Raw genomic sequence first — 25,549 nt, 5'->3', positions numbered from 1 at the left:
CAGACCGTCAATATCGTGATGATCGAGGATGACGAGGGCCATGCGCGGCTGATCGAGAAGAACATCCGCAGGGCCGGCGTCAACAATGCCATCCGCCACTTCCTGGAAGGGACGGCGGCGCTGAAATATCTGTTCGACGCGCCGGACGGGCCGGCCCGCAACGGCCCGGCGCTGGTGCTCCTCGATCTCAACCTGCCGGACATGAGCGGCATCGACATCCTGCAGAAGATGAAGGCGCCCGACAGCCCGCTGAGGCGCACGCCGGTCGTCGTCCTCACCACCACCGACGACAAGGTGGAGATCGAGCGCTGCTACGATCTCGGCGCCAATGTCTACATCACCAAGCCGGTGAACTACGAGACCTTCGCCCAGGCGATCCGCCAGCTCGGCCTGTTCCTGTCGGTGATCCAGGTGCCCGATCCGGAAGCCGACTGAGGCGGTGATCGCGATGCCGAGCCTGCCTGCCGCAATCCTTATTGTTTGAGGCCGAGAGCGCCGCTGTCGCGACACCGCGACGGCCGGGCGCTTCCGCCAGTTTGAAATCGGGGCCGATGCCGCGTGTTCTCTACATCGACGACGACGAGGCGCTGAGAGTGCTGACCAGCCGGGCGCTGCGCCGGCGGGGCTTCGACGTCGAGACGGCCGGCGACGCCGACAGCGGCGTCAGCCGTCTCGTCGAAAGCCACTTCGATCTCGTTGCCATCGATCACTACATGCCAGGCAAGACCGGGCTCGAAGCGCTGTCGGTCATCGCGGCGCTGGCCGCGCCGCCGCCGGTGGTCTTCGTCACCGGCTCCGACGAGACCGCGGTCGCCATCGCGGCGCTGAAGGCCGGCGCCTCGGACTATGTGGTGAAGACCGTCGGCGAGGAGTTCTTCGATCTCCTCGCCTCGAGTTTCCACCAGTCGCTCGAGCGCCGGGCGCTGGTCGCCGCCAAGGAAGAGGCGGAGCGGGCGCTCAGGGCCTCCAACGAGCGGCTGGCGGCGATGGTGAAGGAGGCGAACCACCGCGTCGCCAATTCCCTGCAGATCCTCTCTGCCTTCGTGAACCTCCAGGCGGCGGGCGTCACCAGCGACGAGGCGAAGTCGGCGCTGAAGGACACCCAGCAGCGGATCGCCGCGATCGCCCAGGTCCACCGTAGGCTCTACAATTCCGACGACATCGCCAGCATCGACATGGCCGAATATCTGCAGCCCCTCGCCGAGGAGCTGGCGGCGACCTGGTCGACGCCGACCTCGCCGCGCAAGGTGACCGTCAAGGCCGATCCCGTGCGGCTTCCCACCGACAAGGCGGTCTCGGTCGGCATCATCGTCACCGAACTCGTCGGCAATGCCTGCAAATATGCCTATGTCGGCGCGGAGCCGGGCGAGGTGCGCATCCGCCTTGCCGAAGAGAAGCCGATGTTCCGCCTCAGCGTCGAGGACGACGGCCCCGGCTATGATCCGAAGGCGAAGCCGACGGGAACCGGCGTCGGGACGCGGCTGATCCGGGCGATGGCCCAGAGCCTCAATGCCGAGATCGACCACGGCAACGGCCCCGGCGCCCGGATATGCGTCACCGCCGCGCTGTGAGGGGGCGGTCGGTCTTTGATCTGACCGCCGCGATCCCTGGCCACTTACCGGACGATCGTCACCACGACGCCGAGATCGACGTCTCCCCATGCGCGATCGGCCGTTAAGGCGGTGGCGCCGGAATGCCTTGCGAGCGCAAGGCAGGCCCGGTCGGCGAAGGAGAAGCCCAGTCGTTTCGTCGCTGGACGAAACGAGGCGGCGATGAGAGCCAGTTCGGTGTCGAAGGCGACGATCGCCAGAGGCAGTTTGGTGATCGTCGCGCGGGCCTGGTCGAGAGTAAAGCCCCGGTCGATCAGCTTCGAAATCGCCTCGGACAGGCTCACGGCCGACAGCCGCGCGTCCGAAAGCGATTGCTCGACGGTCTTCGAGCCCGGCTCGTTGAAGATCAGGGCAAGAAGCGCAGAGGTATCGAGCACGATCATTTCGGCCGGCTCTCGCGCTGCGCCTCTTCGCGCCGCTCGGCGATCAGCTCGTCGACGGCGGAGCCGTTCCCCTTGTCGAGGCGTTTTGCCATTGCCTGGACGTGGCGAACGGCGGCCTTGGCCGAGAGGATGCGCAATTCGCCATCGACGACCTCGGCGCTCACGGCCTCGTCCTCGCCGAGCAGCATCGCGTCCCGCATCCGCGCGGGGATGAGGAGGCGGCCGTCCTTGCCGACCGTCAGCCGTGTTGCCGCAACGGTCCCCGGCATCTCCGGCCGATCGGCGCGATCCGCGTCATAGGCTTGCTTCCAGTAGGCATACTGGGTGGAGGCGGTGTTGGGATTGCCGCCTTCCTCGACATAGGCGTCGATCACCGCCTTGCGTTCGGCTCTGCGGCCCGTCCGCTCGCTGAGCGAGCCGGCGATCTCCCACACGCGCCTCGTCTTGGAGGCCTTGGATGGCGATGAAACTGGCTTGCCGGCCTTGGACATGGTCTGTCTCCATGTATAGGTTCTGCCGTCATCTATACATGATTACTGTGTCCTGCGACTGTCATATTCTTCGCAACCTCGGGCAGGCCGTTTACGGCTCGTCCGCCACCGGGCCTCATACAAATTCGAGCGATCCGCTTAACCGGCCGTTTGCCGCTGACGCCTTACGGTTGCGGCATGAGACAGGCCCGCTCGAATATCCGGCGCTCCCGCGCCGATGGCTGGAACGCGGATGTGGCGCCGCTTCGCGCGGCGCGGCAGGACCGCTTCGAGCGCCAGAGGCCCGCACGAGGCGGCTTCGGCGTCATCCTCGCCGCAAGCTGTGCCTTGGCTTTTGCAACGCCGTTTGTCGCCGACTGGCTCTCGCGACAAGATATTCCTGCGCTCGGTGACCTCGTCCGGCTGTCGCCGGCCCGCGCCGCCGTGCCGGAGCATCGCGGCCCGATCGGGATCTGCTCGGGCCCGAACCGCGCGGCCCGCCGCGTGACCTGCATCGTCGACGGCGACACGGGCTGGCTCGACGGCGAGAAGTGGCGCATGGCCGATATCGACACACCGGAGATTTCCAGTCCGGCTTGCTCCCGTGAGCAGAGGGTCGGCCGGCAGGCCCGGGACCGGCTGCGTAGCCTGATGTCGGCCGGCTATTCGCTGAGGCGTCAGGGAACCGGCCACTATGGCCGTACCATCGTCTCCGTGACCGTGGCCGACGGGCGCGATGCCGGCGCGGTTCTCCTCGACGAGGGGCTGGCGCAGCGCTGGCCGAACAGCGGCAATCCCTGGTGCCTCTGAAAAACCGTCAAGCCTTATCCCTCGTCTGCTCGTCCGCCTCCAGCTCGTCGAGCAGCCAGTCGCGAAAGGCCCGGACCTTCGGCACGTTGCGGCGCGCCGCGGGATAGACGAGGAAATAGTTCTGGCCGGTCTCCGAGATCGCCGGAAAGGGCTGCGCCAAGAGGCCGATCTCGACTTCCTGGCGATAGAAGCCGGGGGTGAGAATGGCGACGCCATGCCCGCCCATCGCCGCCCGCGCCTCGAGATGCTGATCGCCCATCCGCGCGTCCGGATGGCCGGCGGGCTCGAAGCCCTCGATACCCATCGCCGCGAACCAGAGGCACCACCAGCGATCGCCCGGATCGATCAGCAGCATGTCGAGAAGGTCCGCGGGGCTCGTCAACGGGCCGTGCCGTTCGAGAAGCTTCGGGCTCAGCATCGGCGCGAAAGCGACCGGAAACAGCGGATGGACGGTCAGTCCCTCCCATTCGCCGAGGCCGCTGCGGATCGCGACGTCGGCATCCTCGCGGCGGAAGTCGACGACCGCGCGGGTGGCGGTGATGCGCACGGCGATCTCCGGATGCTTCATCTGGAACCGGCCCATGCGCGGCGCCAGCCAGTGGGCCGCAAAGGTCGGCAGCACGCTGACCGTCAGCACGCTGCCGGCATCCTTGCGGGCCGCCGCGAAGGCCGAGGCGAGAAGGTCCAGCGCCTCGCTCGTCGCCGGCGCCAGCTGCCGGCCGGTGGGGGTCAGTTCAACCGTGCGGGGCCGGCGCAGGAACAAGGGCGCCCCGAGCCGCTCCTCGAGAAGCTTGATCTGATAGCTGACCGCCGCCTGGGTCATGCCGAGCTCCTCGGCGGCGCGGGTGAAGCTCGCATGGCGCGCCGCCGCCTCGAAGACGCGGATCGCGGCGAGCGGCGGCAGGTCGCGATGGCGCATCCGTCCTCCGGCATAAGCTGACCTTATGCATGCTGATCGAGCTTTGGTTGGTGTGCAAGCCCTTCACGGCGCAGAAAAGAGCTTCCGAATGAACTCGATAGCGGCGCCTGCGGGCGCTGCGCCTGGGAGGTTTCATGACCTGGCTCAGCCTGGCCGGGCGCGCGATGCTGCGCGCCGTCGAAAGGATGGTTTCCGCCCGCCACCGCAAGAAGCGCATCGTCCTGTCGCCTGGCTCGACGCCGCCGAGCCTGTTGCGCGACATCGGCCTGCTCGACGGCCGCGATGGCGCCGAGCGCGGCTGCAGGCGCCGCTGACGACGCGAGATTGAAAGCCGGCTGCCTATTTCAGGTGGTGAAGGCGTTTGGAGTTTGCTCCCACTGCGTGTAGGGGCGGGCGATGTTTCGCACCGCCCCCGCTCTCTTCGCCGTCTTTGCCGTCTCGTTTTTCCTCGGCCCCGCCCCGGCGCTCCCGGCTCCCTCGAATGACGACGCCGGCACTCTGCCCCACCCGTCCCGGACGCTCGATCTGCTGCTTGCCCAGCGCCGGACTTGCAAGTCCGTGTCGAGCTGCGAGGAGGCGGTGTGGCTGTGGTGCGGCGGCTATACCCGAGCCGATGGCGACCACGACGGCATCCCCTGCGAGAACGTCTGCCATTCCAAACGCGAGGTCGATGCCATCCGCGCGCAGATCGGCTGCTGACCGCCCACACCGCCCGCCACGCCAGTCGCCGGCTCAGCCATCCAGCAGCGCGAAGGTCCCGAAGGCCGGCACCTTGATGCCGATCCGCCTGACGTCGAGCCCGACGACGAGGCCGAGGAGGTTGAACTCGAAGCCGCTCTTCCAGCCGGCGGAAATCCCGGCATAGCCGAACAGCGACAGATGCGCATCGCGCCCGTCCGGATCGAGAAAGGCGAGCCGCCCGTCGGTCGGATAGTCGCGGCCGACCGAGACCGGCGGCAGAGCGACGTCGATCTCCGGCACCTGCCGCATGACGAAGGCGACGAAGGAGTTGGAGTTCGGCCCGGGGAAGATGTGATAGCCGCCGCGACGGGAAAAGGGATAGGCCGCGATCGCCGCGCGAAGCTTCGGGATCAGCCGCTCGGCGGCGTCCCCCTCGGCCGAGAAGACGAAATGCGGCGTGTTCGAATACCATCGCCCGTCGGGCGGAAATTCGTTGCGCCGCACCGGCGTTCCCCAGCCGACCTTGTCCCAGCGCTCGTAGGCGCTGGCGCCCTTTTCCTTGACGACGATCCAGGAATGTTCCGACACCGCACCCTTCAGCCCGCCGGTGCGGGCCGACAGGATCGCGACGAAGGCCTGCGGCACGCTTGGCGCCGGCGCCAGCACGCCGGAGGACGACCAGTCGGCGGTCCGCCAGGAGGTGGCGTGGTCGCCGAGATACCACAGCGCCGCCGAGGCGGCCGCCGGCATCAGGAAGATCGCGACGAAGCCGATTGCGAGAAATTTGAAAATGCGCATCGTCCCTCTGGCAGTCCATCGAGGCGGGCGGTGCCAGCCGCAGCCCCGTGCCCTATCTCGCTGTTTCAGCATCAACCGTCTGTCAGGTCGAAATTATGCAAAACCCCGTTCTCGTGGAAGTCACGCGTGGTGAACTCGTCGAGAGCTGCCACCGCGGCGCCTTTGCCCTCGTCGACGGCGAGGGCCGGCTGGTCGCCGGGGTCGGCGATCTCGACCGCCCGGTGTTTCCGCGCTCGGCGGTCAAGCTGCTGCAGGCGATCCCGCTGATCGAAACGGGCGCTGCGGCGCGCTTCGGGCTGACCGACAAGGACCTGTCGCTCGCCTGTGCCTCCCATTCCGGCGAGCCGGAGCATCTGCGCCGCGCCGCGGCGATGCTGGCGAAGGCCGGTCTCGACGAGACGGCGCTCGAATGCGGCCCGGAATGGCCGGGCGAGCCGGAAATCTCCCGCGACATGGCGCGGCGCGGCGAAACCCCCTGCCAGCTTCACAACAACTGCTCCGGCAAGCATGCCGGCTTTCTGCTCACCACCGTCCACCGCGGCGAAACGGCGGCCGGCTATGTCGGGCCGAACCATCCGGCGCAGATCCGTGTCAAGGCGGTGCTCGAGGATCTCACCGGCCACAGCCTCAATGTCGATGTCTGCGGCACCGACGGCTGCTCCATCCCGACCTATGCGACGCCGCTGCGCGATCTCGCCGGCGCTTTCGCCAAAATCGTCTCCGGCCGTGGCATCGAGCCGCAGCGGGCCGAGGCCGGCCAGGCGCTGATGCGCGCCTGCATGGCCGAGCCCTTCGAAATGTCCGGCACCGGCCGGGCCTGCATGACGATGATGCAGGCGGCGCCTGGCAGGGTCTTCGTCAAGACCGGCGCCGAGGGCGTCTTCTGCGGCGCACTGCCGGAGCTCGGCCTCGGCTTCGCGCTGAAGATCGACGACGGGGCGAAGCGGGCGAGCGAGGCGCTCGCCGCGGCGGTGCTGGCAAAGGCGCTCGAAACCGCCGATGCCGAGCTCTCGGGCGTGTTTTCGGCGATGGCCACGGCGCCGCTCCAAAACAAGCGCGGCACGCTGACCGGCGAGGTGCGGGCGGTGCTGCCGGATCTGTGACGCGGCCGGGGCTCGCCAGCGACGGGCGCCTCCGAGACGCCGCGCGCGAGCCGTTCGCCGCATGGCCCCCCGTCATTCGACGCCGGCACCGTCTGTCGCACGTATAGTCAAATTCCAAGTAAATGACGATTGATGCTTGACGTTTTCGCTGATGGGCGTAGTCTTCGTTTTGTCGCATCCACCAAGCCGGGAGGTTGAATTGGAGCCACCTCAGCAGGTCGCCGCTTAGACGCCAAGGCTTGACGCACGGGGCCTTGTCCAGCGGCAACGGACTGTCGGATTTCGGGAGGCGGCCTACGAGCCGCGGGAGCCGTTGAACAGGCTCGACTTTTCGCCGCCTCCGGAAATGCTTTTCGCCTGACATGGATATCGTCTGACCCGCCTGCGCTCCTCGCCCGAGAGGGCGTCGTCAGGTGGGTTTTGCTTGTGGCATTGCGCCTATAACCATTTCTGAGACGATTTATACTGTTGCAATCTTCATGGGTGTGCGGCCCGAAGGCGCTCCCCGGCGCCGGCCGCAAGACCGCAGGATCCGCCCCGCCGGTTGGCGACGAAATCACCAGACCACGTTCCCGTGCCTTCCGTAGTCAGCCCGACTTCGCCACCGTCTTGGCCGGCGAGCGCCGCGATCCGCGGGTCGTGCTCCGCCTGCGCGGCTTGTTCGGCGCTTCGCGGATGTCGATGCCGCGGCCTTCGCCTTCGCGCACCTCGAATTCCTGCGTCGCCCGGACGAGGTCGCTCAGCTTCTTGAAGCCGTAGGTGCGCGGGTCGAAGTCCGGCGCGAGGTTGAGGATCTGCTTGCCGAAGCTGCCGAGATTGGCCCAGCCGTCCTCGGTGTCCATCTGGGCGATGACCCGCAGCATCAGCCGCGTCGCCTCTTCCTGGCCGGCCAGCGGCTTGGCCCGGCGGCTGTCCGTGCCGCGTTCCGGGTCGGCGCGGTCCGGCAGGAGGTTCTCGGTGTAGATGAAGCGCCGGCAGGCCTGGCGAAAACTCTCCGGCGTCTTCTGCTCGCCGAAGCCGTAGACGTCGATGCCCTGTTCGCGGATGCGCGAGGCGAGGCGGGTAAAGTCGCTGTCCGAGGAGACCAGGCAGAAGCCCTCGAAGCGCCCGCTGTGCAGAAGGTCCATCGCGTCGATGACGAGGGTGATGTCCGAGGCGTTCTTGCCGATCGTATAGGGAAACTGCTGCTGCGGCACGATGGCGTGGCGGGCGAGAATGTCGACCCAGCCCTTCGACCGGCTGGTGGAGAAGTCGCCATAGACCCGCCTGACGCTCGCCTCGCCGATCTTGGCGATTTCCTCGAAGAGGCCATCGGCGATCTTCGGCGAGGCGTTGTCCGCGTCGATCAGCACCGCGAGGCGCGGCGTGCGGTCGGAACGGGTCATCGACATTCCTTTGTCCTTTTCGGCATGAGCGTCGCACCAATCATAGGCCGCCGCCGCAGTCTTTCACCCGTCGCCCGGCGTTTGCCGCGTCGAGGCACTGCGAAAGCGGCGGCTGCGCCGGCTCCAGCGGGCAGAAATCGCTCTCGTCCTTCCAGTGAAAACCGGGCGGCCTGCGGAGATTTCCGGGGCCGCGCCAAGGCAACGATGCGCCGGTTGACAGCACCGCCCGGCCGGATAGTCTGACCCTACGGAACTTCCCGGCCCGGTTGTCGGGCGTTCGGGTCGCATTCTCCGGCATCGGTCGCAAAGCAAGGCTGCCCGCCGGGCGAAGATGGGTGAGATGGCATGAGCGTCATGGCACGAACCGAAAGGGCAGACGCGGCCTTCCTGGGCAGCGTCCGGGACCGGCGATTAAGAGGCGCGGCGGCGCGGCTGGCCGCCCCCCTGCGCGCTGCCGGCATGGCTCTGGTTTTTGTCGTCTCCGGTGCCTCGGCCGGTCTTGCCGGTTCGAGCGAACAGCTGAAGGCCGTCGATCTCGACGAATATCTGGGCCAATCCCCAAGCCTCGGCGACTGCCTCGCCGGCAAGGCCGAGGGCTGCGGCGGCAAGGCAGCCGAGGCAGCCCGCACCTTCAGCCGAAGCGAACTCTGCGACCTGAAGATCGCCGACGGCGAGGCCTGCGAGCCGACGCTCGGCAAGAGCCGCTCGATGCGCGCCGGCGAGCGCTCCCGCCTGCTCATCGTCGAGGAGGACGACAGCGAACCGCTGCCATCGATCGACGTCGAAATCCTCTTTGCCAGCGACTCGGCCGACCCTTTGCCGGCCTCCGGCGGCGAGCTGCAGGCGCTGGCCGAAGCGGTGGCCGATCCGCGCTTTTCCGGCGATCGCTTCGTCGTCATCGGCCATACCGATGCCGCCGGCAGCGACGCATACAATCAGGCGCTGTCGACGCGGCGGGCCGCCGCCGTGCGCGACCGGCTGGTCGATCTCAGCGGCGAGGGCGAGGAGCGCTTCATCGTCGCCGGCCGCGGCGAGAGCGACCTGAAGAACGGCGTCGACCCGCTGGCGGCGGAAAACCGCCGGGTGCAGATCGTCTTGTTGAAGTGAGCCGGGTCGGCGTCCGGCACGGCTGCCGGGGAGCCGGGATCGCCCGTCCGGCACGGTGGCAGTTTTCTCGTCCGGCCTGACCGGGGGTCCACAGGGGGAGTGGCCGAACGATGCGATGTTTTCGTGCCCTTGCCGTCTTCCTTGCGGTGCTGATGGCCCTGCCTGTGCTGCCCGCCTCGGCCGGCGATCGGACGTTCAGGGCGATCCTCGGCATCGGCGCCCGGGTGCTGCAGAACGAGCTCGACCGCCGCCGCCCGCGTCATCGCCACCGCGCGCCGTCGCGCCGGCAGGAGGCTCCGGTCTTGCGCAATGCCGACAGCCTCAGCCGCAGCGAGATCGTCTCCTATCAGCGGGCGCTCAATGCGCTCGGCTTTGCGGCCGGCGAGCCGGATGGACACCTCGGGCCGATGACGGGCCGGGCGATCGCCGATTTCGTCAGGAGCCGTGGCCTCGACCCGGCGACCACGCCGCGCCGCCAGGCCTATGCCATGGCTGTTGCCGCAGTGCTCGATACGGTCACGGAGGCCCGCGCGTCCGAACCGGAGCAGCCGGGCCCGGCAGCCGCCGGCGAGCCGATCGATTTTGGCGAAACGGCGCTGGCCGGGCAGGAGCGGCCGGCCGAGGCCGGCGACCTTGCCCGGGAGGACACGGCCGGCCAAGACTCTTCCCGGCAAGACCCGGCCCGGCAAGACCTCGTTCCCGAGGACCTTGCCGGCGAAGACGACGAGCCACTGACAAGGGCCGAGATCGCCGCATATCAGCAAGCGCTCAACACGCTCGGCTTTGCGGCGGGAAAGCCGGATGGCAGGCTCGGCCCGGCGACGGCCGATGCCATCGCCGCCTTCGTCGAAAGCGAGGGCCGCGACCCGGAGGGGGTCGGGCAGCGCGAGGCCTTCGTCCTGGCCGTCGCCGCGGCCGGCCGCGTGCCTGTCGAGCCGGCTGACGACCCGCCTGCCGTTGCAGCTGACGACGCTGCGCCAGAGGATGAACCGCGGGACACCGCGGGAGATCAGGCCGATGCGCCGGCGCAGGACGAGCCGGTGGACGTCGCCATGCGTCCGCGCGATCTCCTTGCCACCGGCAAATGGCGTCTCGCCAGCAGCAAGACCTGTTCCGACCGCCGCGACATCATCGACAGGCTCGGCCGCGACATGAGGATGAGCCTTGGCACGGACGCGATCGCCGCCGGCGACAAGGCGAGCATCGCCTGGGCCAGGGGCCGGTTTCCCGAGCGCGAGCCGGTGTTCCTGATGGTCTCCTTCAGCGAGCCGGTGCGGCTCGGCGGCGAAGCCTTCTACGGCCTCCTCCCGAATGCCCGCGCGGCCTTCGACATCGCCTGGAACCGCGATCGCACACGGGCGGTGGTGCCGCTGTTCGGGCGCAAGGTGCCGACCTCCGGAACCCTCGCCGTCGCGCCGCTCTTTGCCGGCGATGTCGCCGTCGACTGGACCGTCGTCGGCTATGACGGCTGCAATATCCGCGAGGCGCCCGAGGGTCGCGGCAGGGCTATCCTCAGGGTCAGCGCCGCCGGAAAACCGCAGATCGTCGTCAACGACCCGACCGATCTCGGCACGCCGAACGGCGTGCTCGCCTCGCCGGACGGGACGCGCCGCATCGTCGTCTACAAGGATCGCTTCAGGCTGCTCGATACGGCGACCGGCGCCGAGCTTCTGGAGCGCGCCGGCACCGACCCGCGCTTTTCGCCGACCGGGCGCTTCGTGACGGTGAAGACGCAGGATCGCAGGGACCACCTCGACGACCAGACGAGCATCATCGACGGTCTGCTGGTCGTCGACGCGCTGGATGGCCGGCGCATCCTGTTCACCCAGTACTGGAACGGCGGCTGGTACAATGCCGACAGTTTGCTGGCGGTGAACTGGGGCGGCTGGGGGCTGACCTCGATCTTCGATCCGACCAGCGGCCGCAGCCTTCTCGCCGATGTCGAGATGGCGACCTGCCGGATATGCGGTTTCGACCCTTTCAAGGGCTTTGCTGTCAGCCTCGAGGACAATTACCTCGTCTTGACCGACACGGAGACGTCCGGGAGCCGGCGAAAAGGCGAACTTGTCGTCGCCGGCCTGACGACGGAAGAGCGCGTCCCGGCCACCGACGCCCGCTCGGCTGCGCGCCTTGCCAGCTCGGCGACGGGCGTGACGCGGGCCCTGGCCGATGGACGCGTCGCTCCGGCGGCACCGCTCGTCGAAGCCGCCGCCAGCCTCGAAGCCGACTCGCGGGAAGCCGAGGAGCCGTCGAAGGAGGCTTCGCTCGCTGCACCGGCGCCGGACCTCGCCGCCGGGGACCCGACCAAGACGCAGGTCCTCAACTGGCGGCGGCAGGTCGGCGCCACGAGCAAAGGCCACCAGGGCGGATCGTTGCTGGCCCGGATTTCCGACTTCGGCATCGCAACCGCAGAAAGGCTGCCGGCGACAACCTTCGAGGCGGCCGACATGGATGCCGAGAAGGTGTCGCAGCCGACCTTTGCGGACGAGGCCACCACGGAGGAGCGGCGCGCGGGCTTCGACGCTTACGACCGGCGGGTTGCCGAAATCCGCCGCCGCTTCACCAACCGGATCGCCAACGAGACCGGCCTGCCGCGGGACGGCTTCCGCAAGTTGTCGGGCTGCTCCCTCTTCGAGGACCCGACGACCGGCGAGATCGACTATTCGGAGGACGCGAATTACACGCCGCTGTTCATGACGCGCGCCTGGCGATGGGCGTCGGGAAGCGGCGTCGCCTGGCTGACCACCAACGGATGTGCCGAGGGCTCCGCAGGCTTCCTCTACCCGCTCACCCAGCTCCACGTCTCGGTCGCAGGCGGCCGCAGGATCGAGCTCTCCCAGCGCCTCAAGGACGAATCCACCGATATCGGCACGGTCTGCCCGATGTCCCTCGACGCCTGCCGCTTCGACATTGCCGTCTTCGGCGACGATCTCGTCATCTGGTCGTCCGAGGCGAACGGCGTCGGCGTCTATGACATCGCGACGGACACCATGCGGATGAAGCGTTTCGGCATCCCGCAGGGCGACATCATCGACGGCGCGCATCTGTTGAAGGACCGCCGGCACGTCCTCGTCACCTTCGCCAACGGCCAGTTCCTGATCCTGCGGGTCGCCGACGGCGGCATCGCGCTCAATGGCCGCTATGCCGACGACGAGGTGGTCGTCTGGGTGCCGGACGGCCGCTTCGACGCGACGTCCGAGGGCGCGTCATTCGTGTCATTCCGCTTTCCCGGCCGGATCGGCGAATATTCCTTCCAGCAGTTCGATGCGAGGCTTCGTGTTCCGGGCCTCGTCGACAAGGTCCTGTCCGGCGGGCTCGACGAGCGCCCGATCGCCCTGTCCCCGCCGCCGGACCTCGCCGCGACGATCGAGCCCGCAGCGGAAGGGGCGGTGACGGTCACAGCTTCGGCGCGCGGCACGGAGCCCGTCGCCCGCATGCAGGTCTTCCAGGACGGCCTCCTCACCGACACGATCCCGATCGAAACCGAGGCAGGAACCGCCGAGTGGTCCGGCGACATCGAGAGGCTGCCCGGAACCCGCTGGCTCTCCCTCGTTGCCACAGACGCCGCCTCGGTCGTCAGCCTGCCGATAGGCCGCGACATCGGCGCCGGCGCCAGACGGCGGATCCACGTCCTCTCGATCGGCATCGAGCGCTTCGACGATCCGAGGATCCCGGCGCTCGACGGGCCGGCGGAGGACGCGGCGACCTTCGCCTCGACCCTGAAACAGCTTGCCTCGGCAGGCGGTGCGACGGTGCAGATCGCCTCCGAGACCCTCCTCACCGATCGCGAGGCCAGCCCCGAACGCATCCTTTCCGAACTGGAAAAGCTGGTCGCCGATGTTCCGAAGGGCGAGACGATCGCGCTGTTCTTCGCCGGTCACGGCCTGCAGGCGAAGGACGGCCGCTACTACCTCGTGCCGAGCACGGCGAAGGTCGCCGATCTCGGCTCGACCGCGATCGCCTGGTCGAAGCTCGCCGCAGTCGTCGCAAGAGCGAAGACCCGCGTCGCGGTGTTCATCGACGCCTGCCAGTCGGGTTTTGCCGGCTCCGACCTCTTTGCCGCCAACGACGCCGCGGTCGGCTCGATCCTCGATGCCGCGCCCTCCGGCGTCGTCGTCTTCGCTGCCTCGAAGGGGCGTCAGGCGGCAGTCGAGAGCGATCAGGCCAAGGGCGGCTATTTCACCCGCGCCATCGAGGCGGCGCTGACGACGGAGCGCGCCGCCACCGACCGCAACGGCAATGGCGCCATCGAGATCTCCGAGCTCTACGGCGCCATCAAGCGGGCGGTCGTCGAAAGGACCGACGGGCGCCAGACGCCGTGGATCGCCCGCAACCAGATGATCGGCGACTTCGCGCTGTTCTGAACCGTTGCCTTGCAGCCGGCTGGCCGGCACCCTGATCCGGCCGCGTCACGGCCGCTCGCCGGGGCCGATCCGCCGTCTCCCGTCCGCCTCGGTGCGCCAGGCCGCCGCGCTCCGCAATCGCCGCGCCTTCACGCGTCTGGGAACTCTTCCCGATATCGCCCGAACGGCCGGGAAGCGCTTCACGGATGGGGTCAAAGCCTTTATATCACTGAACGTGTTGATGCCGGAATGAAGCGGTTTCACCGTCGTTTCGTTGCCGGCGCAAGCCAACCGAAACTGGGAGAGAGCACATGGCCTGGAACAAGCCGATCATGACCGAAGTCTGCATGGCGATGGAAATCAACGGCTACATGCCCGTCGAATTCTAATCGGTCATGCACACCGATCTGGGCCGCGGGCGGGACGACCGCCTGCGGCTTTTTGTTTTGGGCTCGGCTGCCGGCGGCGGTTACCCGCAGTGGAACTGTCTTTGCGATGTCTGCCGCCTTTTCTGGACGGGCGACGGGCGGGTCGAGGCGCGGTCGCAATCGTCGATCGCCGCCTCGGCCGACGGTCGCAACTGGCTGCTCCTCAACGCCTCACCGGACCTTCGCCAGCAGATCATCGCCTCGCCGCGGCTCGCCCCCAGCGCCCATGCCGATGACGCCGACAGGCGCGCGACGCCGATTTCCGCCGTGCTCGTCACCAATGGCGACGTCGATCACATCGCCGGCCTGCTGACGCTGCGCGAAAAGCAGCGCTTTCCGCTTTACGGAACGTCCGGCGTCCTCGGCATGGTCAACGAAAGCCCGGTCTTCAAGGTGCTCGACCCGGCCTTCGTCGACCAGCGGCCGGTGAAGGTCGGTCAAGCCTTCGAGCCGCTCCCGGGCCTCACAGTCGAGATCTTCTCGGTCCCCGGCAAGGTGCCGCTGTTCATGGAGACGGGCGAGGTCGATGTCGGCGAGGAGAGCGAGATGACCGTCGGCGTGAAGCTTTCGGCCCATGGCCGGACCGCTTTCTACATCCCCGGCTGCGCCCATGTCCCGGATGCGCTGAAGACCCGGGTGAGGGGCGCCGACGCGCTGCTCTTCGACGGCACGGTCTTTGTCGACGAGGAGATGAAGAACGCCGGCGTCGGGGAAAAGACCGGCCGGCGCATGGGCCACATGCCGATCACCGGCGAGGGCGGCAGCCTCGACGCCTTCGACGGGCTCGATATCGCCCGCAAGGCCTATATCCACATCAACAATACGAACCCGATCCTGATCGATGGTTCGGACCAACGCCTGACCGTCGAGGCCGCCGGCTGGACGGTCACCCGTGACGGGATGGAGATCGCGCTATGACCTCTCGCTCGAAGGAACTGATGAGCCGCAACGAGCTGGAAGCCGCGCTGCGCGAGATCGGCGCCACCCGCTATCATTCGCTCCATCCGTTCCAGACGCTGTTGCAGGAGGGCCGGCTCACCCGGCCGCAGGTCCAGGCCTGGGCGCTCAACCGCTACTATTATCAGGCCAACATTCCGGTGAAGGATTCGATCATCCTCGCCCGGCTCGGCAGCGTCGAGCTCCGCCGGGAATGGCGCCAGCGCATCCTCGATCACGACGGATCGGAGACCGAGCGCGGCGGCATCGAGAAGTGGATCGCGCTCACCGACGGTGTCGGCCTCGACCGCGCCTATGTCGAATCGGGCGAGGGCATCCTCGCCGGCACGCGCTTTGCCGTCGACGCCTATGTCCATTTCGTCCGCGACCGTTCGCTGCTCGAGGCCATCGCCTCGTCGCTGACCGAATTGTTCTCGCCCTCCGTCATCGGCGTTCGCACCAAGGGCATGCTCGCCCATTACGACTTCATCTCCAAGGAGACGCTCGCCTATTTCGACAAGCGCCCGGTGCAGGCCAAGCGCGACAGCGATTTCGCCCTGACCTACTGCCTCGACCATGCCGATACCCGCGAGAAGCAGGACCAGGTGGTCGAGGCGCTGCGCTTCAAGTGCCAAGTTCTCTGGGCGCAGCTCGACGCGCTCTATTTCTCCTATGTCGATCCGGCGCTGACGCCGCCCGATGCCTGGCGCCCGGGCGAGGCGGAGACCGGCCGGGAGGCGGCCTGATGCCTGCCATCGCCGACGACGCCGTCCCCGCGCTTCCCCGAGGCGTAAAATTCCGCGAGGATAAGGCCCGCGGCCGCTACGTTCTGCTCGGGCCCGAACGCATCTTCGAGGCCGATCCGGTGGCGACCGAAATCCTCAGGCTGATCGACGGCAGGAGCAGCTTCAAGGCGATCCTCACCCGCCTCACCGAACTCTTCACCGCCGACGAGGCGACGATCCGCCCGGATGTCGAGGCGCTTCTGACCGATCTCGCCGACAAGCAGATGGTGACCCTATGAGCGAGACGCTTCTTGCCGACCGCCCGACAGAGGCGGTCACCCCGCGCCCGCAGCCGCCCCTCGGCCTTCTCGCCGAGGTGACGCATCGCTGCCCCTTGCGCTGCACCTATTGCTCGAACCCGCTGCAGCTCGATCCGAAGTCCGTGGAGCTCGACACCGACACCTGGAAGCGCGTCTTCTCGGAAGCCGCCGAGCTCGGCGTCATCCATCTCCACATGTCCGGCGGCGAGCCGACGGCGCGCCGCGACATTGTCGAGCTGATGCGCCATGCCGCCGAGGTCGGCCTCTACACCAACCTCATCACCTCCGGCATCGGCATCACCGAAGAGAAGCTTGACGCGATCATCGATGCCGGCTGCGACCATATCCAGCTGTCGATGCAGGGCGCCGACGCCGCGATCACCGAGGCGGTCGGCGGCAACAGGGGCGCCTTCGAGAAGAAGCACGACTTCGCCCGGGCCGTCGTCGAAAGAGGCGTGCCGCTGACGCTCAACGCCGTCATCCACCGGATGAACATCCACCAGGTGCCTCTGATGATCGAAAAGGCGGTGGAGTTCGGCGCCAAGCGGCTCGAGATCGCCCACACGCAATATTACGGCTGGGCCCTGAAGAACCGGGCGCAGCTGATGCCGGCCCGCGAGGATGTCGACCGCACCATCGAGGAGGTCGAGACCGCCCGTGAGCGGCTGAAGGGCACCCTCGTCATCGACGCCGTCTTCCCGGACTACTACGCCCGCTATCCGAAGCTCTGCAACGGCGGCTGGGGCACCCGCACCTTCTCCGTCACGCCGTCGGGCAAGGTGCTGCCCTGCCACGCCGCCGAGACCATCACCCATCTCGACTTCTGGAACGTCCGCGATCACTCGCTCGCCGAAACCTGGTATGACGGCCCGGCCTTTACGGCCTATCGCGGCACGTCCTGGATGAAGGAGCCCTGCCGCTCCTGCGAGAGGAAGCACGTCGATTTCGGCGGCTGCCGCTGCCAGGCCCTTGCGCTGACCGGCGATGCCGCCAACACCGACCCGGTCTGCATCAAGTCGCCGCTGCATGACTCGATCGGGGCGATGGCCACCACCGAATCCGCCGTCGCCGAGCCGGGCGCCGCGACCTATCGCGGGTTCCGGGCGGGGTAGGGCGCTCGACGGCAGCGTTTGGCCGCAACTCTACATCCGGGCTATGCACCCCCCTCTGCCTGCCGGCATCTCCCCCTCAAGGGGGGAGATCAGCGGCTTTGCCGCTGTGCCAGCCAATCAAAGGCGGTGCCGGCTGCAGGGGCGGACCGGAGATGCACCAGCCGATAAGCATCGATCTCCCCCCTTGAGGGGGAGATGCCGGCAGGCAGAGGGGGGTATTCCCCTCCACATGATTCGGCCACGAGCGCATTATCCGCTTCGCCCAACGGCAGCCGGCCACGGTTTCGCCATATTGACTCAACCGCTGCGGGTCGGTTCATTCGTTCTCCTTACGGAAGAGGGGGGATGATGATTCGATTTTTGATTGCGGCCGCGTCTGTCGGCCTGTTGTCCGGCTGCGGCTCCATAACGCGCGGAACGTCCGAGGACGTGACGATCAACGCCAGGCCGGAGGGGACCGACATCCGCACCTCCAATGGCTATCAGTGCCAGACGTCCTGCGTTCTGAAGATCCCGCGCAAGGACACCTTCACCATCACCGCCAGCAAGCCCGGCTATCAGACAGAAATGGTCCAGGTGACCACCGAGGTCTCCGGCGGCGGCGCCGCCGGCATGGCGGGCAACATCCTCGCCGGCGGGGTGATCGGCATCGGCGTCGACGCCGCCACCGGCGCCGTGCTCGACCACACGCCGAACCCGGTCAACATCGTGCTCGAACCGGATGGCGTGCCGCAGATCCCGGTTCGTACCGGAAAGGAGCGGAAGGATGACGAGGCCGCGCCGGTCTCCTGAGCCCTTTCGACCCGGGAGGTGACGCCGGAGAGGGCGCGGTGCCGCGTCCGCTGCGATCACGACTGCGACGGGAGCGGGGACTTTCCGACGAGAGGAAAAGGCTGTGCCGACAGGACAGTGGGGATCGCGATGAGGCGATCAAACGGGGTGTCTGGCGAGGCCAATCGCTCGAAGCCGCTGCTGGTCGGTGAGAGTGGCCTGATCTCCCCCTTGCGGGGGAGATGTCCGGCAGGACAGAGGGGGGCGCGCCACGCTCGACACCCGACGATAGCCCCGCCCCCATCGGCCGCGAACGCATCGGCCGCGGCTCCTACGAGCGTGAGGACTGGTCCGGCTCGCAGAGCCGGAGCCGAAGATCCGGTGAATCTTCGGCAAGTCCGAACGCCGGCCAGAAGCGCAAACGCCGGCCCGGCAAGACCGGCCGGCCGGGGCGGTAACATGCCGAAGCCGAGCCGACCGACGATCCCCGACACCTTCCATCACCACGAGGCCCTGCACATGGCGTCGGTCATTATGGATCTTGTCGAGCGCGAACTCATCGAGGCCGAAGCGATCAAGGCGAATGGCGACTGGTCTGCCAGGGCGGCAGATATCCACCAGCGGCTGTTCGACCTCTATCAGGCGATCGGGGCTGTCCATCTCGATGGCGATGAAGATCTTAAGGCACCGCGCCCGACCAATACCAAGAGGCCGGGTCGGTAAGGCCAGCAAAACTGGGCGCCCCTCGCTCCCGCAAGGGGGAGAGAGGGCGCCTCGCCGCTGCCGTCAGCGCCTTTCGATCCGCGATCGAGCGGCGACAAGCACCGTCGCAAGCAACTTGTCGACATCGTCGAGCACCGTCTCGTTTGCAAAGCGCAGGGTGAGATATCCCGCTTCCGCAAAGGCCGCGTCCCGCCGCGTATCGCGCGAACGCGCCGCCACCGTCCCATCATGCTGCCAGCCGTCGATCTCGACCATCAGCTTCGCCTCATGGCAGACGAAATCGACGATGAAGCCGAGCATCGGCACCTGCCGTCGAAATTTCAGCCCGCCGAGCCGTCCCGCCTTGACGCCATGCCAGAACGCCCGTTCCGCCGGTGTCGCATCAAGTCGCATCCGCTTCGCAAAACGGCGATGCTTTGGATCGATGGGTGCATGCGTTGCCATGAAGAGAGGTGCAACCCAGAACGGCATCGATTGCAATGCGTCGCTGCGCCTTCGGCACGCGCGCCCTCTCTCCCCCTTGTGGGAGAGAAAGTCATTCCAAGGAGTTGGGCCGAGCGTGCGAGATCCAAACCTTGAGAATGACAAGAGAGGGGCGTCCCCGTTAACGCCGCCGCAGACGCGGACAGGTCGACCGAAGCAGCAGCGTCCCCTCAGCAACCAACACGAACCCGGTGAAACCCCTCTCTTGCGATTTCTATCGCTTGGCTTCGCCAAGACGATGAAATCGCTTTCTCTCCCGCAAGGGGGAGAGAGGGCGCCTCGATCGGCCGCCACAGATATCTCGGTCCCGGTTTCCTCCTAACCCTCTGATTTCCCTCACCCTCCCCAAAAACCTTATCCCCGCCCCTCATCACACCCCCATACTCCCCCCCATCGCCGGTCCACCCGACACCAGTCGACGGGAACCGGGCACGGGCGCTCACCGGGAGCGTTCGCGGGCCGGCGATGCGGTCTCCGCGCCGTCCTGCCTTCCGGAGGCGGGGCGTCCCGGACGGCCTCCTGGTGCCGCTGGTCCCTCGCGTAATACGGCGCGGGCGCGGATCGGTCCGCTTGAGGCCGCCGTGCTGAAAAGGCACTGGCGGGTGAAGAGCCAGCCGCCATCGGACCCCGTCGATCAGGCGGGCGACGGTCCATGGGAGGCAGAAAAGAGCCGCGCGGTGCGCCGGAGGCGAGCCGGAAACGTGTGACTACCACGGAGGGCTTGCCTCCGGTGCACCGCCGCCCGAGTGCCATCGGCACGATGGGCGGCAACAGGGACCCGCCAGCGACGAGTTCCGCGAGGAGCTTAAGGGTGGGACAGAGAATCCGGCCCACCAGCGACGAGCTCTGCGAGGAGCTTGAGGGTGGGACAGACAGGGACTCGCCAGCAAGGCCGAAGGCCGAAGCTTAAGGGCGGGACAGAGAACACCCCCCGGCCGCAGCGCGGCGCGGGAACGCGAAACCGTGGGCGCCGACGCCCGCAGGAAGGGCCGCTATCCTCCCCGCTTCGTCATTCTCGGGCCCCGTCCCGAGAATCCAGGGGCGGTTGCCGCAAACGACCGAGGGGCATGGGACGGCGCCGAGGGTGGGAAACGCGATCCCCGGGACGGGGCCCGAGGATGACGGCCGGAGAGGGAGGCGATTTGCCGGCCCGGCGCCTCGAATGGTAGAGCCTGCCGCTTTCATCCACAGGACCGCCGGCCATGACCTCACATTCCAGCACAAAGACCGAGACCCGCCCATGCGTCTAGGCGGGCGGCTCACAGCGGCGATCGAGGTGCTGGAGGACGTCGAGGCGCGGCGCCGGCCCGTTGCCGACGCGCTGAAGGACTGGGGCCTGTCGCATCGCTTCGCCGGCTCCGGCGACCGGGCGGCGATCGGCAACATCGTCTATGACGCGCTGAGGAAGAAGCGCTCCTACGGCTTCAGGATGGGCGACGACGGTGCGCAGGCGCTCGGCTTCGCTGCGGTGATCGACGGCCTGGCGATGGCGCCGCAGGAGCTCGCCGCGGCGCTCGCCGGCGATCGCTTCGCCCCCGAGCTGCCGAACGCCGGACAGCTGGAACGTTTCGGTGCGGCGGATCTCTCGGCCGCCCCCGACGCCGTCGCCGCCGACCTGCCGGACTGGCTGGCCGGAAAGCTGCAGGCCTCGCTCGGCGAGGACTGGGTGGCGGAGGCCGCGGCGCTCGCCGCCCGCCCGCCGCTCGACCTTCGCGTCAACACGCTGAAATCCGGCCGCGACAAGGTTCTGAAGGCACTGGCGCCATTCGGTGCCGCGCCTGCCGACCTTGCGCCCGACGGCATCCGCATCGCCGCCATCGAAGGGGCGGGGCGGCATCCGAACGTCCAGGTCGAGGCCGGCTTTCAGAAGGGCTGGTTCGAGGTGCAGGACGAGGGCTCGCAGCTCGCCGCGCGTCTCGCCGCGCCCATGCCCGGTGAACAGGTGCTCGATCTCTGCGCCGGGGCGGGCGGCAAGGCGCTGGCGCTTTCGGCGGCGATGGAGAACACCGGCCAGATCCATGCTGCCGATGCCGACCGCCAGCGCCTCGCACCGATCCATGATCGGCTGAAGCGCGCCGGCTGCCGCAACGTCCAGGTCCGCGATCCGCGCGACGACATGGCGGGGCTCTTCGGCGCGATGGACCTCGTGCTCGTCGATGCGCCCTGCACCGGCTCGGGCACCTGGCGGCGGCGGCCCGATGCCAAATGGCGGCTGTCCGAGGCGGCGCTGCAAAAGCGCATGGAGGAACAGGACGATGTGCTCGATCGTGCCGCCCGCTTCGTCAGGCCCGGCGGCCGGCTCGCCTATGTCACCTGCTCGCTCGTCGCCGAGGAGAATGCCGATCGCATCGCCGCCTTTCTCGCCCGCCACGGCGACAAGGGCTTTGCCGTCGCCGACGCCGGCGCAAGGTGGAACGCGCTGCTGCCGCAGGCGGAGGGGCGCTGCCGCATCGGTGCGCTCGCCGGCGGCTCGGTGATCACCATGACGCCGAAGCTCACCGGCACCGACGGGTTCTTCTTCGCGGCTCTGGAGCGGGCGGGATGAGCCGTGAGCCGAACTGGCCGCTGGTCGGGAAGTGGCGGATTCTCTCGACCGAGATGTGGGACCGGGCGGCCCTCGACGAATGCGGTCCGGCCTATTTCCTGTTCGGAGAGCGGCAGGGCGAGGCCCGGCTGATCGTCATGGAACTATCCCTCGACTGCGGCTTCTCGAAGACCATGGTTCATTTTGACTTTTCCGGCTCTGATGAGGGAATGGAAGTCGCCGGAGATGGCTTTGCCGAACTGCGGGAGGACGGCGTGATCGAAGGGGAGATCTCGTTCACGGAAGGCGATGAATGCGCGTTCGTCGCGCGCCGTTGGCGGGATGAAGACGACGGATGACCCGCTACCTCGCCTTGCCGCTGTTCCTGCTGCTCACGGTCGGCGGCGGGGGGCTGATCGGCATGACGGTCGAGACCGGCGGCTGGTATGCGGCGCTTCAAAAGCCGAGCTTCAACCCGCCCGACTGGGTCTTCGCGCCGGTCTGGGGCACGCTCTACATCCTCATCGGCATCGCCGGCTGGCGGGTCTGGCGGCGCGGGCTCCGCACTTTGCAGAAGCTCTGGTGGCTGCAGCTGGTGCTGAATTTTGCCTGGCCGCCGGTCTTCTTCGCCGCGCATATGCTGGGCGCGGCTCTCGGCGTCATTCTGGTCCTCGATTTTGCGGTCGCGGCCTTCGTCGTCGCGGCTTGGCGCATCGAACGGGTCTCCGCGCTGCTGTTCCTGCCCTATCTCGCCTGGATCGCCTATGCGACGCTGCTCAACGCCGCGCTCTGGCAGCTGAATTAGGGGAAAGCGAGCATGGACCACGCCATCGAAAGCCTCGGCGGCAGGCGCATCCTCTTCGTCATGGCGGCCCATGCCGAATATGGCGACGGGCTGAAGGCCCGCATCCGCCCGCTGATGACCGGCGTCGGGCCGATCGAGGCGGCGCTCCACACCGGCGTCGCGCTCGGCGAACTGAAGGCCGCCGGCGCGCTGCCGGACCTCGTCGTGTCGCTCGGCTCGGCGGGCTCGCGGACGCTGGAACAGGGCGAGGTCTATCAGGTCGCCTCGGTGTCTTGGCGCGACATCGACGCGTCGCCGCTGGGCTTCGTCAAGGGCGTCACGCCGTTTCTCGACCATCCGGTCGAAACGCCGCTGCCGGCGCCGATCGACGGCGTGCCGGCGGCAAGGCTTTCAACCGGCTCCGACATCGTCACCGGGCTTGCCTATGATGCTATCGACGCCGACATGGTCGACATGGAGACCTTCGCCGTGCTGCGCGCCTGCCAGCGCTTCGGCCTGCCGCTGATCGGCCTTCGCGGCATTTCCGACGGAGCGGCGGACCTTCACCACTATGACGACTGGACGACACTGCTCCATGTCGTCGACGAAAGGCTCGCGGCGGCGATCGACGGTCTGGAGGCGGCGATGTCTGCAGGGCTTTTCGAAGCCGAACGCCGCTGAGGCGGCGCCCGGAGCGGGTCGGCGCGGAAAGACCACGATGTCGCCGCCGCCGCATACCGGGCGGGGTGGCTGACCCCGCCCGGGTGAGGGGGCGGACCAAAGCGGGACCGATCCGCAGAGCAGGTGCGGCTCAGGCTGCCTCTTTGTTGACCGCGCTCTTGCCGAGCTTGGAGAGCTTCGCATCAGCGGCCTTTTCCTCGGCCAGCGTGTCCTGCAGCGGCTTGACCGCATCCTTGTGGCCAAGAACGCCGGCCCAGGCGATCAGCGAGCCGTAGCGGGCGATCTCGTAGTGCTCGACGGCCTGGGCGGCGGCGAGCATCGCCGCATCGAGGGTCGCCTCGTCCTCGACCTCGTCCATCAACTCCGTCGCCTCGTGCAGGATGCCGACGATAGCGTCGCATTTGACGGCAGAGGGCTTCTTGCCGATCGCCGAAAAGACGTTCTCGAGATTGGTGACGTGACCCCTGGTTTCTTCCAGATGCGATTCGAAGGCGGCCTTCAGCTCGGCCGAGCCAGCCTTCTTGGCCATCTTGGGGAGGGCTTTGACGATCTGCTTTTCGGCGTAATAGATGTCTTTGAGGGTATGCAGGAACAGGTCTTCGAGGCTGGTGACGCTCATGGTCGTTGCTCCGTAACGGCGGGCTTGCCGTTCCGCTTCAATGAGATGCGCACCGCCTCGTTCCAGGTTGCAGTCAGTGAGAATTACCAGTTGGCTAGCGATGGGCGAAAATAGCCGCGCCGGCGTTCTGGACAATCGCCCGCACCTTGCCTAAAGCCTCGCCATGACAGCGCACCCCGACACCGTCCTCATCATCGACTTCGGCTCCCAGGTCACGCAGCTGATTGCCAGGCGCGTGCGCGAGGCCGGCGTCTATTCCGAAATCGTGCCGTTCCAGTCGGCGGAAGAGGGCTTTCATCGTCTAAAGCCGAAGGCGGTGATCCTGTCCGGCTCGCCCGCCTCCACCGGCGACATCGGCGCGCCGCGGGCGCCCCAGGCGATCTTCGAGGCCGGCATCCCGGTGCTCGGCATCTGCTACGGCCAGATGACCATGTGCGTCCAGCTCGGCGGCAAGGCCGAACCCTCGACCCATCGCGAATATGGCCGTGCCTTCCTCGAGATCGAGAAGAACTGCGCGCTGTTCGACGGCATCTGGCCGGAGGGGACCCGCCACCAGGTCTGGATGAGCCATGGCGACCGGGTCATCGACATGCCCGAGGGCTTCGAGATCTTCGCCCGCTCGCCCGGCGCCCCCTATGCCGTCTTCGGCGACGAGACGAGGCGCATGTACGGCATCATGTTCCATCCCGAGGTGGTCCACACGCCGGACGGCGCGCGGCTCCTCTCCAACTTCGTCCACCGCGTCGCCGGGCTTTCGGGCGACTGGACGATGGCCGCCTTCCGCGAACAGGCGATCGCCGAGATCCGCGCCAAGGTCGGCGACGGCAAGGTGATCTGCGGCCTGTCGGGCGGCGTCGATTCCTCGGTCGCGGCGGTGCTGATCCACGAGGCGATCGGTGACCAACTCACCTGCATCTTCGTCGACCACGGCCTGTTGCGGATGAACGAGGCCGAGGAGGTGGTCACGATGTTCCGCGACCACTACAACATCCCGCTCGTTCACGTTCAGGCGCAGGACACCTTCCTCGACGCGCTCGAGGGCGAGAACGATCCCGAGGTCAAGCGCAAGACCATCGGCAGGCTGTTCGTCGAGACCTTCGAGGCCGAGGCGAAGAAGCTCGGCGGGGCAGATTTCCTCGCCCAGGGGACGCTCTATCCCGACGTCATCGAGAGCGTCTCCTTTTCCGGCGGTCCCTCGGTGACGATCAAGTCGCACCACAATGTCGGCGGGCTGCCCGAGCGGATGAACATGAAGCTCGTCGAGCCGCTGCGCGAGCTTTTCAAGGACGAGGTCCGCCTGCTCGGCAAGGAACTCGGCCTGCCGGAGCATTTCATCGGCCGCCAGCCCTTTCCGGGGCCGGGCCTTGCCATCCGCTGCCCGGGCGGCGTGACGCGGGACAAGCTGCGCATCCTGCGCGAGGCGGATGCCATCTATCTCGACGAGATCCGCAAGGCCGGGCTCTACGACGCGATCTGGCAGGCCTTTGCCGTGCTCCTGCCGGTCCAGACCGTCGGCGTGATGGGCGACGGGCGCACCTACGAATTCGTCTGCGCGCTCCGCGCCGTCACGTCGGTCGACGGCATGACGGCGGATTTCTATCCCTTCGACATGGACTTCCTCGGCCAGGCCGCGACGCGCATCATCAACGAGGTCAAGGGCATCAACCGCGTCGTCTACGACGTCACGTCGAAGCCGCCGGGCACGATCGAGTGGGAGTGACCGGGGCGGCGGCTTGCGTCGCATACTGATTGCAACGCGGGCGGCAATCGATCGCCGCCGAGCGCAGCGACGCAAGGACGCGTGTTCCTTTGGGTTGGCCGAATGCGCTGAAGC

At 67.7% G+C, this 25,549-nt stretch carries 25 protein-coding genes and 1 pseudogene; 19 read left to right on the top strand and 7 right to left on the bottom strand.

What is annotated here, in order from left to right; all coding sequences use genetic code 11:
- Window positions 1-18 precede the first annotated feature (18 nt).
- Both E3C22_RS10625 and E3C22_RS10620 read left to right on the top strand, forming a co-directional pair.
- On the top strand, window positions 19-435 hold the full coding sequence (locus E3C22_RS10625; protein ID WP_206026953.1) for a response regulator: 417 nt from the start codon (window positions 19-21) through the stop codon (window positions 433-435).
- 116 nt (window positions 436-551) lie between these two features.
- Window positions 552-1,571, top strand: a complete 1,020-nt coding sequence (locus tag E3C22_RS10620) for a sensor histidine kinase (protein ID WP_134762004.1) — start codon at window positions 552-554, stop codon at window positions 1,569-1,571.
- Window positions 1,572-1,615: 44 nt separating this feature from the next.
- Here the strand turns inward: E3C22_RS10620 and E3C22_RS10615 are convergent, their stop codons facing one another.
- Entirely contained in the window at window positions 1,616-1,987 is a 372-nt protein-coding gene (locus tag E3C22_RS10615) for a type II toxin-antitoxin system VapC family toxin (protein WP_167591730.1), read from the bottom strand.
- A gap of 2 nt (window positions 1,988-1,989) precedes the next feature.
- Window positions 1,990-2,484: a hypothetical protein gene (locus tag E3C22_RS10610; protein ID WP_134762002.1), complete on the bottom strand. Its 495-nt coding sequence runs from the start codon at window positions 2,482-2,484 to the stop codon at window positions 1,990-1,992.
- Window positions 2,485-2,661: 177 nt separating this feature from the next.
- On the opposite strand from E3C22_RS10610, the gene E3C22_RS10605 reads away from it, so the two are divergent.
- On the top strand, window positions 2,662-3,273 hold the full coding sequence (locus E3C22_RS10605) for a thermonuclease family protein (RefSeq protein WP_134762001.1): 612 nt from the start codon (window positions 2,662-2,664) through the stop codon (window positions 3,271-3,273).
- 7 nt (window positions 3,274-3,280) lie between these two features.
- Here E3C22_RS10605 and gcvA read toward each other — a convergent pair whose 3' ends face one another.
- Window positions 3,281-4,192 carry a transcriptional regulator GcvA gene (gene gcvA / locus E3C22_RS10600; RefSeq protein WP_134762000.1) on the bottom strand — a complete coding sequence of 304 codons (912 nt, stop codon included), beginning with the start codon at window positions 4,190-4,192 and terminating at the stop codon, window positions 3,281-3,283.
- A gap of 134 nt (window positions 4,193-4,326) precedes the next feature.
- Here gcvA and E3C22_RS10595 point away from each other — a divergent pair, with 134 nt between their 5' ends.
- Together E3C22_RS10595 and E3C22_RS10590 are read left to right on the top strand one after the other, a co-directional pair.
- Window positions 4,327-4,506 carry a hypothetical protein gene (locus tag E3C22_RS10595; protein ID WP_134761999.1) on the top strand — a complete coding sequence of 60 codons (180 nt, stop codon included), beginning with the start codon at window positions 4,327-4,329 and terminating at the stop codon, window positions 4,504-4,506.
- Between the two features lie 82 nt (window positions 4,507-4,588).
- Window positions 4,589-4,891 carry an excalibur calcium-binding domain-containing protein gene (locus E3C22_RS10590; RefSeq protein ID WP_134761998.1) on the top strand — a complete coding sequence of 101 codons (303 nt, stop codon included), beginning with the start codon at window positions 4,589-4,591 and terminating at the stop codon, window positions 4,889-4,891.
- Between the two features lie 33 nt (window positions 4,892-4,924).
- On the opposite strand, the gene E3C22_RS10585 is transcribed toward E3C22_RS10590, so the two are convergent.
- Entirely contained in the window at window positions 4,925-5,671 is a 747-nt protein-coding gene (locus E3C22_RS10585) for a DUF3750 domain-containing protein (protein WP_134761997.1), read from the bottom strand.
- A 95-nt stretch (window positions 5,672-5,766) separates the two neighbouring features.
- Between E3C22_RS10585 and E3C22_RS10580 the strand changes: the two genes are divergently transcribed.
- A complete protein-coding gene (locus E3C22_RS10580) occupies window positions 5,767-6,774 on the top strand; it encodes an asparaginase (RefSeq protein WP_134761996.1) in 1,008 nt (335 codons plus the stop codon).
- Between the two features lie 587 nt (window positions 6,775-7,361).
- Here the strand turns inward: E3C22_RS10580 and E3C22_RS10575 are convergent.
- Window positions 7,362-8,159: an NYN domain-containing protein gene (locus E3C22_RS10575; RefSeq protein ID WP_425364968.1), complete on the bottom strand. Its 798-nt coding sequence runs from the start codon at window positions 8,157-8,159 to the stop codon at window positions 7,362-7,364.
- A gap of 459 nt (window positions 8,160-8,618) precedes the next feature.
- On the opposite strand from E3C22_RS10575, the gene E3C22_RS24890 reads away from it, so the two are divergent.
- The 8 genes and pseudogenes from E3C22_RS24890 to E3C22_RS10530 all read left to right on the top strand — a co-directional run bounded on the left by E3C22_RS24890 (window position 8,619) and on the right by E3C22_RS10530 (window position 18,624).
- Entirely contained in the window at window positions 8,619-9,266 is a 648-nt protein-coding gene (locus tag E3C22_RS24890; RefSeq protein ID WP_280987614.1) for an OmpA family protein, read from the top strand.
- A gap of 110 nt (window positions 9,267-9,376) precedes the next feature.
- Window positions 9,377-13,630 carry a peptidoglycan-binding protein gene (locus tag E3C22_RS10565; RefSeq protein WP_134761993.1) on the top strand — a complete coding sequence of 1,418 codons (4,254 nt, stop codon included), beginning with the start codon at window positions 9,377-9,379 and terminating at the stop codon, window positions 13,628-13,630.
- A 290-nt stretch (window positions 13,631-13,920) separates the two neighbouring features.
- Window positions 13,921-13,998 (top strand): pyrroloquinoline quinone precursor peptide PqqA, encoded by a 78-nt coding sequence (gene pqqA, locus E3C22_RS24960; protein WP_134762461.1) that lies wholly within the window; start codon window positions 13,921-13,923, stop codon window positions 13,996-13,998.
- Window positions 13,999-14,040: 42 nt separating this feature from the next.
- Window positions 14,041-14,955, top strand: a complete 915-nt coding sequence (gene pqqB, locus E3C22_RS10555; protein ID WP_134762460.1) for a pyrroloquinoline quinone biosynthesis protein PqqB — start codon at window positions 14,041-14,043, stop codon at window positions 14,953-14,955.
- Window positions 14,952-15,997 (top strand): annotated as a pseudogene (gene pqqC / locus E3C22_RS10550) (pyrroloquinoline-quinone synthase PqqC). The gene pqqB and the pseudogene pqqC overlap by 4 nt, the downstream one beginning before the upstream one ends.
- Window positions 15,994-17,130 (top strand): pyrroloquinoline quinone biosynthesis protein PqqE, encoded by a 1,137-nt coding sequence (gene pqqE, locus E3C22_RS10540; RefSeq protein WP_134761990.1) that lies wholly within the window; start codon window positions 15,994-15,996, stop codon window positions 17,128-17,130. Before pqqC ends, pqqE begins: the two are co-directional and overlap by 4 nt.
- A 429-nt stretch (window positions 17,131-17,559) precedes the next feature.
- The gene (locus E3C22_RS10535) at window positions 17,560-17,922 is read left to right on the top strand and encodes a translation initiation factor 2 (RefSeq protein ID WP_245514914.1); all 363 of its coding nucleotides are present in this window, start codon (window positions 17,560-17,562) and stop codon (window positions 17,920-17,922) included.
- A 498-nt stretch (window positions 17,923-18,420) separates the two neighbouring features.
- Window positions 18,421-18,624 carry a hypothetical protein gene (locus tag E3C22_RS10530; RefSeq protein WP_167591729.1) on the top strand — a complete coding sequence of 68 codons (204 nt, stop codon included), beginning with the start codon at window positions 18,421-18,423 and terminating at the stop codon, window positions 18,622-18,624.
- 63 nt (window positions 18,625-18,687) lie between these two features.
- Here the strand turns inward: E3C22_RS10530 and E3C22_RS10525 are convergent, their stop codons facing one another.
- Window positions 18,688-19,212, bottom strand: coding sequence for an endonuclease domain-containing protein (locus tag E3C22_RS10525; protein ID WP_134761988.1), 525 nt, complete (start codon window positions 19,210-19,212; stop codon window positions 18,688-18,690).
- A gap of 1,135 nt (window positions 19,213-20,347) precedes the next feature.
- On the opposite strand from E3C22_RS10525, the gene E3C22_RS10520 reads away from it, so the two are divergent.
- Genes E3C22_RS10520 through E3C22_RS10505 form a run of 4 tightly spaced genes read left to right on the top strand, consistent with a single transcriptional unit; the run spans window position 20,348 to window position 23,096 of the window.
- Window positions 20,348-21,652: an RsmB/NOP family class I SAM-dependent RNA methyltransferase gene (locus E3C22_RS10520; protein WP_134761987.1), complete on the top strand. Its 1,305-nt coding sequence runs from the start codon at window positions 20,348-20,350 to the stop codon at window positions 21,650-21,652.
- Window positions 21,649-21,990, top strand: a complete 342-nt coding sequence (locus E3C22_RS10515; protein ID WP_134761986.1) for a hypothetical protein — start codon at window positions 21,649-21,651, stop codon at window positions 21,988-21,990. The genes E3C22_RS10520 and E3C22_RS10515 overlap by 4 nt, the downstream gene beginning before the upstream one ends.
- Window positions 21,987-22,436, top strand: coding sequence for a TspO/MBR family protein (locus E3C22_RS10510; protein WP_134761985.1), 450 nt, complete (start codon window positions 21,987-21,989; stop codon window positions 22,434-22,436). The genes E3C22_RS10515 and E3C22_RS10510 overlap by 4 nt, the downstream gene beginning before the upstream one ends.
- Before the next feature lie 12 nt (window positions 22,437-22,448).
- A complete protein-coding gene (locus E3C22_RS10505; RefSeq protein WP_134761984.1) occupies window positions 22,449-23,096 on the top strand; it encodes a 5'-methylthioadenosine/S-adenosylhomocysteine nucleosidase in 648 nt (215 codons plus the stop codon).
- A 130-nt stretch (window positions 23,097-23,226) separates the two neighbouring features.
- On the opposite strand, the gene E3C22_RS10500 is transcribed toward E3C22_RS10505, so the two are convergent.
- Complete coding sequence (locus E3C22_RS10500; protein ID WP_134761983.1) at window positions 23,227-23,715, bottom strand: YciE/YciF ferroxidase family protein; 489 nt, start codon at window positions 23,713-23,715, stop codon at window positions 23,227-23,229.
- A gap of 163 nt (window positions 23,716-23,878) precedes the next feature.
- On the opposite strand from E3C22_RS10500, the gene guaA reads away from it, so the two are divergent.
- Complete coding sequence (gene guaA / locus E3C22_RS10495; RefSeq protein WP_134761982.1) at window positions 23,879-25,435, top strand: glutamine-hydrolyzing GMP synthase; 1,557 nt, start codon at window positions 23,879-23,881, stop codon at window positions 25,433-25,435.
- The last annotated feature ends 114 nt before the right edge of the window (window positions 25,436-25,549 follow it).

The organism is Jiella endophytica (assembly GCF_004519335.1).
In the GTDB taxonomy this organism is placed as follows: domain Bacteria; phylum Pseudomonadota; class Alphaproteobacteria; order Rhizobiales; family Rhizobiaceae; genus Jiella; species Jiella endophytica.
The sequence above is the reverse complement of the archived record's forward strand: the minus strand, read 5'-3'. Positions and strand labels throughout refer to the sequence as shown.

Excerpts from the sequence above, each read along its gene's own strand:
- E3C22_RS10580 (WP_134761996.1), top strand. The coding sequence starts at position 5,767 with ATGCAAAACCCCGTTCTCGTGGAAGTCACGCGTGGTGAACTCGTCGAG.
- pqqE (WP_134761990.1), top strand. The coding sequence starts at position 15,994 with ATGAGCGAGACGCTTCTTGCCGACCGCCCGACAGAGGCGGTCACCCCG.
- E3C22_RS10620 (WP_134762004.1), top strand. The coding sequence starts at position 552 with ATGCCGCGTGTTCTCTACATCGACGACGACGAGGCGCTGAGAGTGCTG.
- guaA (WP_134761982.1), top strand. The coding sequence starts at position 23,879 with ATGACAGCGCACCCCGACACCGTCCTCATCATCGACTTCGGCTCCCAG.
- E3C22_RS10565 (WP_134761993.1), top strand. The coding sequence starts at position 9,377 with ATGCGATGTTTTCGTGCCCTTGCCGTCTTCCTTGCGGTGCTGATGGCC.
- pqqA (WP_134762461.1), top strand. The coding sequence starts at position 13,921 with ATGGCCTGGAACAAGCCGATCATGACCGAAGTCTGCATGGCGATGGAA.
- E3C22_RS10585 (WP_134761997.1), bottom strand. The coding sequence starts at position 5,671 with ATGCGCATTTTCAAATTTCTCGCAATCGGCTTCGTCGCGATCTTCCTG.
- E3C22_RS10520 (WP_134761987.1), top strand. The coding sequence starts at position 20,348 with ATGCGTCTAGGCGGGCGGCTCACAGCGGCGATCGAGGTGCTGGAGGAC.
- E3C22_RS10500 (WP_134761983.1), bottom strand. The coding sequence starts at position 23,715 with ATGAGCGTCACCAGCCTCGAAGACCTGTTCCTGCATACCCTCAAAGAC.
- E3C22_RS10595 (WP_134761999.1), top strand. The coding sequence starts at position 4,327 with ATGACCTGGCTCAGCCTGGCCGGGCGCGCGATGCTGCGCGCCGTCGAA.
- E3C22_RS10625 (WP_206026953.1), top strand. The coding sequence starts at position 19 with ATGATCGAGGATGACGAGGGCCATGCGCGGCTGATCGAGAAGAACATC.
- E3C22_RS10530 (WP_167591729.1), top strand. The coding sequence starts at position 18,421 with ATGGCGTCGGTCATTATGGATCTTGTCGAGCGCGAACTCATCGAGGCC.
- E3C22_RS10575 (WP_425364968.1), bottom strand. The coding sequence starts at position 8,159 with ATGACCCGTTCCGACCGCACGCCGCGCCTCGCGGTGCTGATCGACGCG.
- E3C22_RS10505 (WP_134761984.1), top strand. The coding sequence starts at position 22,449 with ATGGACCACGCCATCGAAAGCCTCGGCGGCAGGCGCATCCTCTTCGTC.
- E3C22_RS10590 (WP_134761998.1), top strand. The coding sequence starts at position 4,589 with ATGTTTCGCACCGCCCCCGCTCTCTTCGCCGTCTTTGCCGTCTCGTTT.
- E3C22_RS10510 (WP_134761985.1), top strand. The coding sequence starts at position 21,987 with ATGACCCGCTACCTCGCCTTGCCGCTGTTCCTGCTGCTCACGGTCGGC.
- E3C22_RS10515 (WP_134761986.1), top strand. The coding sequence starts at position 21,649 with ATGAGCCGTGAGCCGAACTGGCCGCTGGTCGGGAAGTGGCGGATTCTC.
- E3C22_RS10610 (WP_134762002.1), bottom strand. The coding sequence starts at position 2,484 with ATGTCCAAGGCCGGCAAGCCAGTTTCATCGCCATCCAAGGCCTCCAAG.
- E3C22_RS24890 (WP_280987614.1), top strand. The coding sequence starts at position 8,619 with ATGGCTCTGGTTTTTGTCGTCTCCGGTGCCTCGGCCGGTCTTGCCGGT.
- E3C22_RS10605 (WP_134762001.1), top strand. The coding sequence starts at position 2,662 with ATGAGACAGGCCCGCTCGAATATCCGGCGCTCCCGCGCCGATGGCTGG.
- gcvA (WP_134762000.1), bottom strand. The coding sequence starts at position 4,192 with ATGCGCCATCGCGACCTGCCGCCGCTCGCCGCGATCCGCGTCTTCGAG.